This window comes from Pannonibacter sp. XCT-53 (assembly GCF_009915765.1).
Classification (GTDB): Bacteria; Pseudomonadota; Alphaproteobacteria; order Rhizobiales; family Stappiaceae; genus Pannonibacter; species Pannonibacter tanglangensis.
This window is the reverse complement of the sequence record NZ_JAABLQ010000001.1, coordinates 390,909-403,508: the sequence shown is the minus strand read 5'-3', so window position 1 is coordinate 403,508 and position 12,600 is coordinate 390,909. Positions and strand designations below refer to the sequence as shown.

9 protein-coding genes are annotated in these 12,600 nt (G+C 66.9%); 1 reads left to right on the top strand and 8 read right to left on the bottom strand.

Annotated features, from left to right (window positions below):
• Positions 1 to 155: 155 nt before the first annotated feature.
• Complete coding sequence (locus GWI72_RS01905; protein WP_161707733.1) at positions 156 to 443, top strand: GIY-YIG nuclease family protein; 288 nt, start codon at positions 156 to 158, stop codon at positions 441 to 443.
• Positions 444 to 938: 495 nt separating this feature from the next.
• On the opposite strand, the gene ligA is transcribed toward GWI72_RS01905, so the two are convergent.
• From ligA to GWI72_RS01865, 8 genes are all read right to left on the bottom strand, one after another.
• The gene (gene ligA / locus GWI72_RS01900) at positions 939 to 3,086 is read right to left on the bottom strand and encodes an NAD-dependent DNA ligase LigA (RefSeq protein WP_161707732.1); all 2,148 of its coding nucleotides are present in this window, start codon (positions 3,084 to 3,086) and stop codon (positions 939 to 941) included.
• A gap of 43 nt (positions 3,087 to 3,129) precedes the next feature.
• Positions 3,130 to 4,800: a DNA repair protein RecN gene (gene recN, locus GWI72_RS01895; RefSeq protein ID WP_161707731.1), complete on the bottom strand. Its 1,671-nt coding sequence runs from the start codon at positions 4,798 to 4,800 to the stop codon at positions 3,130 to 3,132.
• A 37-nt stretch (positions 4,801 to 4,837) separates the two neighbouring features.
• Positions 4,838 to 5,701, bottom strand: coding sequence for an outer membrane protein assembly factor BamD (locus GWI72_RS01890; RefSeq protein ID WP_390805653.1), 864 nt, complete (start codon positions 5,699 to 5,701; stop codon positions 4,838 to 4,840).
• A gap of 571 nt (positions 5,702 to 6,272) precedes the next feature.
• Positions 6,273 to 7,226 carry a UDP-3-O-acyl-N-acetylglucosamine deacetylase gene (gene lpxC, locus GWI72_RS01885; protein ID WP_161675237.1) on the bottom strand — a complete coding sequence of 318 codons (954 nt, stop codon included), beginning with the start codon at positions 7,224 to 7,226 and terminating at the stop codon, positions 6,273 to 6,275.
• A gap of 278 nt (positions 7,227 to 7,504) precedes the next feature.
• Positions 7,505 to 9,286 carry a cell division protein FtsZ gene (gene ftsZ / locus GWI72_RS01880; RefSeq protein WP_161707730.1) on the bottom strand — a complete coding sequence of 594 codons (1,782 nt, stop codon included), beginning with the start codon at positions 9,284 to 9,286 and terminating at the stop codon, positions 7,505 to 7,507.
• Positions 9,287 to 9,388: 102 nt separating this feature from the next.
• Entirely contained in the window at positions 9,389 to 10,711 is a 1,323-nt protein-coding gene (ftsA, locus tag GWI72_RS01875; protein ID WP_161675233.1) for a cell division protein FtsA, read from the bottom strand.
• On the bottom strand, positions 10,708 to 11,622 hold the full coding sequence (locus GWI72_RS01870) for a cell division protein FtsQ/DivIB (RefSeq protein WP_161675231.1): 915 nt from the start codon (positions 11,620 to 11,622) through the stop codon (positions 10,708 to 10,710). The genes ftsA and GWI72_RS01870 overlap by 4 nt, the downstream gene beginning before the upstream one ends.
• Positions 11,610 to 12,536 carry a D-alanine--D-alanine ligase gene (locus GWI72_RS01865; RefSeq protein WP_161707729.1) on the bottom strand — a complete coding sequence of 309 codons (927 nt, stop codon included), beginning with the start codon at positions 12,534 to 12,536 and terminating at the stop codon, positions 11,610 to 11,612. The genes GWI72_RS01870 and GWI72_RS01865 overlap by 13 nt, the downstream gene beginning before the upstream one ends.
• Between the last annotated feature and the right edge of the window lie 64 nt (positions 12,537 to 12,600).

The window sequence follows — 12,600 nt, the reverse complement described above, 5'->3', positions numbered from 1 at the left end:
CTCGTTTCTGGCTGAGAACAATATAGCAACAATGGCGGCGAGAGCGAGGCGGATGGCTGCGTTTTCCCGTGGTGTGAGGGGGTGGCGGACTGCATAAAACGTGCACAAACACGAAAAGCACGACAAGATTGCAAAGAGGCTATCGGCAGGGATCCATGACGTATCACGTCTACATTCTGGCCAGTCGCATGCACGGAACGCTCTACGTCGGCGTGACGAATGATCTTGCACGCCGCGTGGACGAGCACAGGCGAGGCTTGGGCTCACGCTTCACACGGGAGCATGGCGTTACGCGCCTCGTCTTCTACGAAGGTTTCGAGGATGTGGAGGCCGCGATCGCTGCGGAAAAGCGGTTGAAGCGATGGCATCGGGCCTGGAAGGTTCAGCTGGTCGAGCGGAACAATCCCCTCTGGAAGGACCTTTATCTTGAGCTGAACATGTGACCCGCCTTCCGCTGTCACCTCGGACGAGAGCGAAGCGGAGATCCGGGGCCTACTCGTTTGCAGAGCAAAGGAGACGGGCACGGTCGCGCCACAAGCTGCCGTGAGGATGTGCGACGCCCGTGGCAGCGCTGAAGTACACGCAGCACCGCTCTGGAAGCGAGTAGGCCCCGGCTCTCGCGTTGCTCGGCCGGGGTGACACGGAGAGGGTGTCGCTCCCATGCGGCATGTGCCTTCGCGCGGAGAATGCCCCAGACCGAGGTGTCACCCCGGACGGAGCGAAGCGGAGATCCGGGGCCTACTCGTTTGCAGAGCAAAGGAGACGGGCACAGTCGCGCCACAAGCTGCCGAGAGGATGTGCGACGCCCGTGGCAGCGCTGAAGTACACGCAGCACCGCTCTGGAAGCGAGTGGGCCCCGGCTCTCGCGGTGCTCGGCCGGGGTGACACGGAGAGCGGGATGGCCGGAGAGGCTTGAACGGAGACGACGATCCAGTCCCTCACCCGCCGACCAGGTCGAACCACTCGTCTTCGGTGATGACCTCGATGCCGAGGTCCTGGGCGGTCTTGAGCTTGGAGCCGGCGCCGGGGCCGGCGACGAGGAGGTTGGTCTTCTTGGAGACAGACCCCGCAACCTTGGCGCCCAGCCGTTCGGCCATGGCCTTGGCCTCGTCGCGGGTCATGCGCTCCAAGGACCCTGTGAAGACGACGGTCTTGCCGGCCACCGGCGAGCCGGAGGCGTCGATCTTCTCGGCGTCCAGCGGGGTGACCTCGGCGAGCAAGGCCGCAAGGGCTTCGCGGTTGTGATCCTCGGCGAAGAACTGCACCACGGCTTCGGCCAGCGTCTCGCCGATGCCGTCGACGGCGTTGAGATCGGCCCAGGCGTCGCTGGCGTGATCGAGCGCGGCCGTCATCGCGGCCTCGAAGGCGCCCCAGGAGCCATAGGCGCGGGCGAGCAGCTTGGCGTTGCCCTCGCCGACATGGCGGATGCCGAGGGCGAAGATGAAGCGGTGAAGGTCGATGCGGCGGCGGGCGTTGATCGCCTCGAACAGGTTCCTGGCCGAAACCGCGCCCCAGCCGTCGCGGTTGCGCAGCTTGGTGAGCGCCGCCTTGTCGCGCGCCTCCAGCGTGAAGATGTCGGCCGGCGTGCGCACCAGCCCTTCGGCGAAGAAGGCATCGATCTGCTTGTCGCCAAGGCCCTCGATGTCGAAGGCATTGCGCTGGACGAAATGCTTCAGCTTCTCCGCGGCCTGCGCCGGGCAGATCAGGCCGCCGGTGCAGCGGCGCACCGAATCAAGCCGCCCGGTCTTGGCGTTTTCCTCGCGCACCGCATGGCTGCCGCAGGCCGGGCAGACGGTGGGGAAGACGTAGGGCTGCGCATCGGCAGGCCGGCGGGCAAGGTCGATGTCGACGATCTGCGGGATGACGTCGCCGGCGCGCTGGATCATCACCGTGTCGCCGATGCGCAGGTCTTTCCCCCCCCGGATCGGCTCGCCGTCCATGCCGATGGCCTTGATGTAGTCCTCGTTGTGCAGCGTGGCGTTGGAGACGACGACGCCGCCGACGGTGACGGGCTCGAGCTTGGCGACCGGCGTCAGCGCGCCGGTGCGGCCGACCTGGATCTCGATGTCCTTCAGCACCGTGTAGGCCTTTTCGGCCGGGAACTTGTGCGCGATCGCCCAGCGGGGCGAGCGGGAGACAAAGCCGAGGCGCTGCTGCAGGTCGAGCCGGTCGATCTTGTAGACGACACCGTCGATGTCATAGCCAAGGCCGGAGCGGTCCTCCTCGATGCCGTGATAGACCGCCAGCAACTCCTCGACGCGGGCGCAGCGCTGCATGCGCGGGTTGACCGCAAAGCCCCAGTCGGCGAACTGGCGCACCATGTCGAACTGGGTCGCTGCCGGCACCTCGCTCATCTCCCCCCAGGCATAGGCGAAGAAGCGCAAGGGCCGCGAGGCGGTGATCTCGGGATTGAGCTGGCGCAGCGAGCCGGCGGCGGCATTGCGCGGATTGGCGAAGGTCTTGCCGCCGTTGGCCGCCATGCGCGCGTTGAGCGCGGCGAAATCGGCATGCGACATGTAGACCTCGCCGCGCACCTCGACCACCGCCGGAACGCCGGCGGGCAGCCGCTGCGGGATGTCGGCAATGGTGCGGGCATTGGCCGTGACGTTCTCGCCCACCGTGCCATCGCCGCGCGTGGCAGCACTCACCAGGACGCCGTTCTCGTAGCGCAGCGACAGGGACAGGCCGTCGATCTTCGGCTCGGCCGTCACCACCAGGTCGCCCATCAGCGGATCGAACTTGAGGAAGCGGCGGACCCGGCCGACGAAATCGCGCACGTCCTCATCGGTGAAGGCATTGTCGAGCGACAGCATCGGGACCTGATGCGTGATCTTGCCGAAACCGTCGGCAACGCTGGCCCCCACCCGCAGGGACGGGCTGTCGGGGCGCACCAGATCCGGGAACCGCGCCTCGATCTCGGCATTGCGCCGGCGCAGGGCGTCATAGTCGGCATCCGAAATGGTCGGGGCGTCTTCGGCATGATAGCGCCGGTCATGGCCTGCGATCTCGGCGGCCAGACGTTCCAGCTCGGCAGCGGCTTCCTCGCGGGTCAGGTGGTCGGCGTCAGGGCGCGGGCGCTCGGTCATGGCCGGGTGGTCCTTGTGAATGCGGATCGGCGAGGAGAGTGCCTCAGCTTTCGCTGACTGTCAGCAGCCGCTGAGCGGCAGCGCGGGCCTCGTCGGTGATGACGCTGCCGGCCAGCATCCGGGCAATCTCTTCCCGGCGGTGCGCCGCATCGATCGGCGTGATGCGGGTCGCCACACGCTCGGGGGCGACCTCTTCCTTGGCGATGAGGAAATGTCCGTCCGCCCGCGCGGCGACCTGCGGCGCATGCGTCACGGTCAGGACCTGGACGCTGCGGGCAAGGCGGGCAAGACGCCAGCCGATGGCCTCGGCCACAGCACCGCCGACGCCGGTGTCGATCTCGTCAAAAACCAGCGTCGGCACGGACCCGCTGTCGGCGAGCGAGACCTTCAGCGCAAGCAGGAAGCGCGAAAGCTCGCCGCCCGAGGCCACCTTCATGATCGGGCCGGGCCGGGTGCCCGGATTGGTCTGGACCCAGAATTCCACCATGTCGACGCCGGCCGGCGTGCGGTTGTCCGGATCGCTGGTCATCTCGACAAGGAAGCGGGCCCGCTCGAGTTTCAGCGACGGCAATTCGGCGGCCACGGCCGCCTCCAGCCGGGCCCCGACCTGCCGGCGTTCGGCCGACAGCCGCGCGGCCACCGCGTCATAGGCGCCACGCGCCGCATCGGCCGCCCGCACCAGGGCGTCCAGCCTCTCCTCGCCCGCGTCCAGATCCCCGAGGTCGGCCGCCATGCGCGCGGCAAGCGCGGGCAGCTCGTCCACGGTCACGGAAAACTTGCGCGCGGCCGCCCTGAGCGCGAACAGGCGCTCTTCGGTCGCCTCCAGCTCGCGCGGGTCGAAATCGGTCTGGCGGATCGCGGCCTCAAGACCGCCGCGCGCCTCTTCCAGCGCATCCAGGGCGGTGCCAAGCGCAGCCACGGGCCCGCCCAGCATCTGCGGCGCCTGCTCGGCCTTGCGTTCCAGGCGGCGCATCAGGCTCGCCAGCTCCGGGATCGGCGAGGCCGAGCCGTTCAGCGCCTCGTAGGCCTCGTTGAGATCGCCGGCTATCTTCTCCACCTGCATCATCGCCGCCCGCCGCTCGGCCAGCTCCGCCTCCTCGCCGGACTTCGGCGCGAGGCGCGTCAGGTCGTCGACGGCAGAGCGCAGGTAATCCGCCTCGCGTCGCGCCGCCTCGATGCGGGTCTTGTGATCGCGCAGGGCCTTGTCGGCGCCCCGCAGCCGGCCATGCGCCTCGGCAACGTCGGCGACAAGCGCGTCGAGGCGGCCAAAGCTGTCGAGCAGCAGCCGGTGGCTCTCGGGGTCGACCAGCGCCCGCTCGTCGTGCTGGCCATGCACCTCGACCAGCATCTGCCCGGCCTGCCGCAGCAGACCGACGCTGACCGGCTGATCGTTGATGAAGGCACGGCTGCGACCGTCCTGTGTCTGGATCCGGCGCAGGATCACGTCGCCATCATCGGGAACATCGTTGTCGCGCAGGAGCGCACGCACCGGGTGGCGCGCGGCGACGTCGAACACGGCCACCACCTGCCCCTGTACCTCCCCATGGCGCACGAGGCCTGCGTCACCGCGGCCGCCGAGCGCGAGGGTCAGGGCGTCGAGCAGGATCGACTTGCCGGCACCGGTCTCGCCGGTCAGCACGGTCATGCCACCGGAGAACTCGATGTCCAGCCGGTCGATCAGGACGATGTCGCGGATCGAGAGTGTCGCCAGCATCGAAGGTACCCTGCCCCCTGGGTGTCGGACGTCCGCCTCAGAACAGACGGACGTTCTGGAAGGCCTTGCTGATCCAGCTGCCGCGATCCTCGGAGGGCTCGTATCCGCCCTTCTGCAGCAGCGAGAACGAGTCCTTGTACCACTGGCTGTCCGGGTAGTTGTGGCCCAGGATCGCCGCAGCGGTCTGCGCCTCGTTCACGACGCCGAGCGCATAATAGGATTCGGTCAGGCGAGCCAGCGCCTCCTCGACGTGGCGCGTGGTCTGGTAGTTGATCACCACCGTCTTGAAGCGGTTGATCGCGGCGATGTAGTTGCGCCGCTCCAGGTAGTAGCGACCGACCATCATCTCCTTGCCGGCGAGCTGGTCATAGGCGACCAGAAGCTTCGACTTGGCATCGGCCGTGTACTCGCTGTCCGGATAGCGGGTGACGAGATCGTTCAGCGCCGCCGCCGCCTGCTCGGTGATCTTCTGGTCGCGCGTGATGTCCGGGATCTGGCGGAAATAGGCCTGACCGATCAGGTAGAGGGCATAGGGCATGTCCTCGCTGCCCGGGTAGAGCGTGGTGAAGCGCTCGGCTGCGGTCACGGTCTCCGGGTAACGGCCCAGGGAGAAGTTGATGAAGGCGAGGTTGATCAGCGACTTCTTGGCGTATTCCGAATAGGGATACAGCTTGTCGAGTTCGGTGAACTTCTTGCCGGCATCGGACAGGCGGCCCGCGTTGCGCAGCGCCAGACCCTCGTTGAACAGCACCTCGGCCGGCGTGTCGTCGAGCGCCAGGTCATCCTCGTCATTCGAGGAACAGGCCGTCAGCGCGAGAGCCGTCGCAATCAGCAGGGAGTGGATGAGTGTCGTCTTCCTGCGCGGACGCTTGACTGTCCCGGTCGCGATGTTGTCCAGCACGCCTACCAACTCCTTGCCCAGGACACCGCCCGCGAACCGGCCACATCGACCGGACTGGAACGGCTCCATCGTATTGATGCGTGATCGATTGCCGATCCGGTGTCTGCACCGGAGCGGAAATCGATCAGGCAGGTCAAACCCAGACCTCGGCCAAGGCTTAAGCTGCCGCGTGGAAAATGCCAACCATTTTCCAAGGCATGGCTTTTACCGGATGATGGCAGGCCCTTCCACGGCATGTGTCGAGTTTTTTAAGCTTTTTTGTGGCGGAGGGACAGCTGGGACCTTTTTGGCAAGATTCGACTGCGCGGCCGGGTGGGGACAAGACAGGCTAATGGCACCTGTCTGGCGCCAACCCGGGGCGCAGCGAGGCGGAGACCCGGGACCGGAGAGGCCGGGGCCCTGTCTGATACAGCCTTGCGCACCATTAATGCCTCGGCGCTCCGGTCCCGGCTCTCGCGCGGCTCGGCCGGGATGACTCCGGACATATTCCAGGCTGATCGCGCGGAGAGCGCACGGCGTGGATGCCATGGTCGAGCCATGGCATGACGGCGGCCGGAGTGTGGCTGGGGTATCAGGAAACGTCGGGACCGAAGGCGGCGGCAGCCAGCGCCGGACGACCGGCCGACTGCGTCGTGTCGCGCCAGACCGGCGCCTCGACAATGTCATAGGCATCCTTGCCGGAGCGCATGAACAGCTCTTCCAGGATGGCATGGTTCATCTTGTGGCCACCCTTGAAGGAGCGGTAGAGGCCGAGGATCGGCAGACCGGCAAGCGCCAGATCCCCCACGGCATCCAGCGCCTTGTGGCGGACGAACTCGTCCGGCCAGCGCGTGCCTTCCGGGTTCAGCACCCGGTCTTCGGCAAGGGCCACGGAGTTTTCCAGCGAGGAGCCGAGGGCAAAGCCCATGGCCCAGAGTTTCTCGACGTCCTTCACCTGACCGAAGGTGCGGGCGCGGGCCAGCTCCTTGCGGAACACGTCCGGCGTCAGGTCGCGGGCAAAGGTCTGGCGGCCGATCAGGGCGCTCTCGAACTCGATCGTCACCTCGAACCGGGTGCCGTCATAGGGCAGCAGCTCGCACCAGGCCGAGCCGACATCGATTCGGACCGGCTTCTTGATGCGCAGATAGCGGCGGCCACGGTCGAGGCGCTTGAGGCCGACCTGATCGATCGCGGCGACGAAGGGGGCGCTGCTGCCGTCCATGATCGGCATTTCCGGGCCGTCCATCTCGACGATCGCATTGTCGACGCCAAGCGCGACCAGCGCGGCCATCAGGTGTTCGACGGTGGAGACGCCGTTGCGGGCGGGATCGGCCAGAACCGTGCAGAGCGCGGTGGCCGTCACCTGGTCCCACCGGGCAGGCACCAGGCGGGCATCCTCGCGGGCATCGCAGCGGGTGAACACGATCCCGGTCCCGGCATCGGCCGGGAGAAGGGTGACGCTTGCCGGCTTGCCAGAGTGGACGCCAATCCCGGTGAGGGTGACCTGATCGGCCAGGGTCGTCTGGAAGTCGGTGCGGTGGGTCATGAACGATGCCTTGCTTCGGTCCGGCGTCTGAGGCGGCTCAAGCTTTACGCAAGCTTGCTACGCTCTGTTAACGCTCTGCGATCTGGCCGAACAATAGACCCGGCCCCGGCATCCCCGAAATAAAGCTTTATTACGCTTTGTAACGACGACGCCTGTCACAAGCCATTGATTTCGCTTGGTCATATGGCGCAAGCCCGACCCTTTGCAACAAACGGAAACGACCCGGTGAAACCACCGGGCCGCTCCGCAGGGAAGGGGGTACGCCGTATCGGACCGACTCAGTTCGACTGGCGACGCAGGAACGCCGGGATCTCGAGCTGGTCTTCGTCGCTGTGCGCATGCGGGCGGGCCGGCGCACGACCGGTCGCGTCCAGCTGGCCGGCGGCGCCCATCTGGGGACGCGGGGCCGGAGCCATCTGGGGCATGCGCGGAGCCGGACGCATCTGCGGCTGCGGGGCAGCGGCCGCCGGTGCGGCAACGCGCGGCTGGACCGGCGCTTCCGGGGCGACATCCTCAGGCTCGACGTGGCGCGACAGGCCCGAGGCCAGCCGGCGCAGCAGCCCCATCGGGCGGCGTTCGTCGGCGTGATCGTCCTCGAGGTGCGGCTGGACCGGCTCCGGCTGCATCTGCGGCTGGGGAGCCGGTTCCTGCACGCGGGCGGCCTGGGCGCGCAGCTCACGCTGGGCGATCGGCGGGAAGTCTTCCACGCGCGGCATGCGCGGGTTGGCGACCGGCTGCTCGGCGACTGGCGGGATGTACGGGCGGCTGATCGGCGCTTCGGCCGGCAGCGGCACCTGGACGGGCTCGCCGAGGTCGGTGGCCGGGATCTTCGACGTCATCATGTCGGGAGCCGGGCGAAAGGCCTTGATCTCGACTTCCGGGTCGGAGGCGGCAGCAACGGCGGTCGGCTCCGGCAGGGAGAGTTCACGCTCGAGGCTGGCCAGCGCGCGCGAGGCTGCATCCTGCTGGAAGGAGCTCACCGGCGCGGCAGGACGCGCCTCCACGGGACGGGCCGCGGACGTCACGATCGGCTTCTGCACGCTGTCCACGCGCGGAGCCGTCATGACGTTCATGTCAGCGTTTCCCAGGGTCTGCTCCTTGTCGATGCCGGTGGCGACGACCGACACGCGGATGATGCCGTTCAGGCTCTCGTCGAAGGTGGCACCCAGGATGATGTTGGCGTCGGAATCGACTTCCTCGCGGATGCGGGTCGCGGCTTCGTCAACCTCGAACAGGGTCAGGTCATTGCCGCCCGTGATCGAGATGAGCAGGCCCTTGGCGCCCTTCATCGAGGTTTCGTCGAGCAGCGGATTGGCGATCGCAGCCTCGGCCGCCTGCTGGGCGCGCTTGTCGCCGGAGGCCTCGCCGGTGCCCATCATCGCCTTGCCCATGCCGCGCATGATCGAGCGCACGTCGGCAAAGTCGAGGTTGATGAGGCCTTCCTTGACCATCAGGTCGGTGATGCAGGCCACACCCGAGTAGAGCACCTGGTCAGCCATCGCGAAGGCGTCGGCGAAGGTCGTCTGGGCGTTGGCGATGCGGAACAGGTTCTGGTTCGGAATGACGATCAGCGTGTCGACGTTCCGCTGCAGTTCCTGGATACCGGCTTCGGCGATGCGCATGCGGCGCGCGCCCTCGAACTGGAACGGCTTGGTGACCACACCTACCGTCAGTATACCCTGCTGGCGGGCCGCCCGTGCGATGACGGGAGCTGCACCCGTGCCGGTGCCACCGCCCATGCCGGCGGTGATGAACACCATGTGCGAGCCGGACAGGTGATCGTTGATCTCGTCGATCACCTCCTCTGCGGCCGCGCAGCCGACTTCCGGCTGCGACCCGGCGCCGAGGCCTTCGGTCACCGCCACGCCCATCTGGATCAGGCGTTCGGCATGGTTCATGGCCAGAGCCTGCGCGTCGGTGTTGGCGACGACGAAGTCACAGCCCTGCAGGCCGGCCGAAATCATGTTGTTGACGGCATTGCCGCCAGCCCCGCCGACGCCGAAAACCGTGATCCTCGGCTTCAGCTCCTGAATGTCAGGCATCTTCAGGTTGATGGTCATTAGTTCCTCGCGACCCTCTAAGGGCACCCGATTCTCGGGGGCCCAGTTCTTCCCTTGTGTGCGCCGTTTCCGGCTACCCCGTTCCCGACGCGGCGTCCCGCGTCAGAAGCTTTCCCTGATCCACTGGCCCACACGGGCCAGGTATCCCTGGTTTCCGCCCCACCCAGACCGCTTGTACTTCGGTTGGAACTGCTCGATCTGGGACACCTGCGGATAGATGAGCAGGCCAACGGACGCGGCGAAGGCCGGACCCTTGGCTGCCTCGGGCAGACCCGCCACGCCGAGCGGCCTGCCCAGACGGACGTTCCGGCCAATAATCCGGCGCGCCACGTCGCTGAGGCCGGTGAGCTGGCTTGCGCCACCGGTCAGCACGATCTGCTTGCCCACGCGCCCGGCGAAACCGGAGGCCGTCAGGCGGTCCCGCACCAGCTCGAGGATCTCCTCGACGCGGGGACGGATCACCCGGGTCAGCGCCGACCGCGGGATCTGGTTGGGCAGATCCCCCTCGCCCTCGACGGGCGGAATGGTCAGCATGTCCCGGTCGTCGACGCTGGTGGACAGCGCCGATCCGTGGAGGGTCTTCAGCCGCTCGGCATCGGTGAGCCGGGTGGCAAAGGCGCGCGCGATGTCGGTGGTGACATGCTGCCCGCCCACGGCGATGGCATCCAGATGGACCATCTGGCCTTCAACGAACACGGACAGCGTGGTTGTGCCGCCGCCCATGTCGATGCAGGCCACGCCCAGTTCCGCCTCGTCGTCCACGATGGTCGAGAGGCCGCTGGCGAAGGGCGTCGCCACCAGCGTTTCCACCTGGAGATGCCCGCGGTTGATGCAGAGCTCCAGATTGCGGACCGGCGGCACTTCCGTCGTCACCACCTGCATGTCGACCCCGAGCTTGAGGCCCATCATGCCGCGCGGGTCGCGGATGCCGCGGTTGCCGTCCAGCGAATAGGAAATCGGCAGGGCATGCGTCACCGCACGACCTTCCGTTGCGGAATGCGACGAACCGGCCACCAGAACCCGCTGGATGTCTGCCTCTGTGACAGATTCGCCAGCTAATGGCACGGTGGCGCTGAAGATTTCGCTCTGCAGTCGCCCGCAGGACACATTGGCAATGACCGATTCAACCGTGACGCCGGCCATCCGTTCGGCCGCATCCACGGCAAGACGGATCGCCTGCTCGGCCGCATCCATGTCGACGACCACGCCCGACTTGATCCCGCGCGAGCGCTGGTAGCCGTAGCCCAGCACCTCGACCGCATGCGAGCGACCGGCCAGCACGTCCGATCCCTCGCGCGGGGTCAGCTTGGCAATCAGGCAGCAGATCTTGGTCGAGCCGACATCAAGGACAGACATGACAACGGCACGACGCCCCGGCAGGGGGCGCATGCGCGGCAGGTAGAGGGCGGTTCCATGACGGCTCATGTGTTCGCCCCCCGCTTGGCAACGCGGTCCTTGCCCTCGAGGCTTTCGCGGCGCCGCTCGGCCGCCTCGTCGGTGAGGCGGACCACCACCCGGTCCGCCAGACGCAGGTCGACGGCGGCGATGTCGCGCGTCAGCAGCGCGGTGCTGGCGTCCATTTCAACCAGCTCGGCCAGCGCCACGTCCATGCCGTTCTCCGGCAGGCGCACGGTGATGCCGTTCTCGAGCATCAGGTCCCAGCGGCGGTTGCTGACCAGGAAGGCGGCGCGCACGCGCGGGCGCAGCACCGGCACCTTGTCCAGCGCGGCAATGATCTCGCCGGCGCGCTTCTGCGCCCCCTCGTTCACCACCAGCAGCAGGTTGGCGTAGCGGCCGTCGACCTGATCGGTGATGACGTCACCCTGCTCGTTGATGATCGAGACCGTCGTCCCGCGCTGCCACAAGGCAAAAGGGATGCGCTCCTCCACCGTCACCTTGAGGGTGTTGGGATAGAGCTTCATGACCGAGGCGGACTTGATCCACGGGATCTGGGTCAGGCGCTCGCGGGCCCCGTCGACATCGAACATCACCATCGACGCCCCGTCCTCGATGCCGAGGGTCGAGAGGATCTGGTAATCGCTGGTCTCGCGCTGGCCCGACAGCTTCACGGTCTCGATGCCGAACCCGGCGGCGCTGATCAGCGCCTCGGAGACCATGCGGCCATAGCCGCCGAGAATGACGCCATAGGTGATCGTGGCGGCAAGGAAGGCAACGGCGGCGACGGATCCCGTCCCGCGCGGCAGCTCCGCCAGCCGCCCGGCCTGACGCCACAGCGGCCGCTGATGCAGGCGCGCGACACCGCGCCCGCGCGGTGCGAGCTCCGCCTCGAGCGGAAAAGCAGTATCTTCCTTGGCCTTGCGCCTCAGCGAGAGCAACTTGCGTCCTCCACCATCCAGGTGACGAGGTCTCCGAAACTCATGCCCTCGTGGGCGGCGAGTTCCGGGACCAGAGAGGTCGGGGTCATTCCGGGTTGAGTGTTAACCTCAAGACAGATCAGGGCCCCGGAGCCGTCCGGCTGCTCGTCGAAGCGGAAATCCGCCCGAGAAACACCCCGGCATCCGAGCGCACGATGCGCCGTCAGGGTAAGTTTCTGTACTTCTTGGTAAACAAAGGGTGAAATTTTTGCAGGAAGGATGTGGTCAGACCCACCTTTCGCATACTTGGCTTCATAATCGTAGAAACCGTGTCCTTTTGGCACAATGTCAATAACGCCAAGCACCCGGTCGCCCATCACCGCGCAGGTGAGTTCGCGCCCGGGAATGTAGGTTTCGCACATCAGGATGTCGGCATAGGGCCAGTCGGGGCGGTAAAGTTCCTGCGGCGGATGCGGCGCATCGGCCTTGACGATCAGGACACCGAAACTGGACCCCTCGTTGATCGGCTTCAGCACATAGGGCGGCTCGATCGGATGCTCGCGGCCGATGTCGTGCCGGTTGACGACCACATGGCGCGTCACGGGAACGCCCGCAGCCGCCATCACGGCCTTGGCCTTGACCTTGTTCATGGCGAGTGCGGAGGCCATCACCCCCGAATGGGTGTAGGGAATGCCGAGGATTTCCAGCACACCCTGGATGCAGCCGTCCTCGCCGAAGGGGCCATGCAGGGCGTTGAAGGCAACGTCGGGGCGCAGGTCGGCCAGGCGCGCGGCGACATCGCGACCGACATCCACGCGGGTCACGCGAAAGCCGCGCGATTCCAGCGCCTCGGCACAGGCGTTGCCCGATGAAAGGCTGACAGGCCGCTCGTGCGCCCAACCACCCATCAGCACCGCTACATGTTTACCCGTCATTTGCCGCGACTCACCCGTACACGTGTTTCACGCCGAGAATGCGCAGCAAATTGGTAAGGAAACG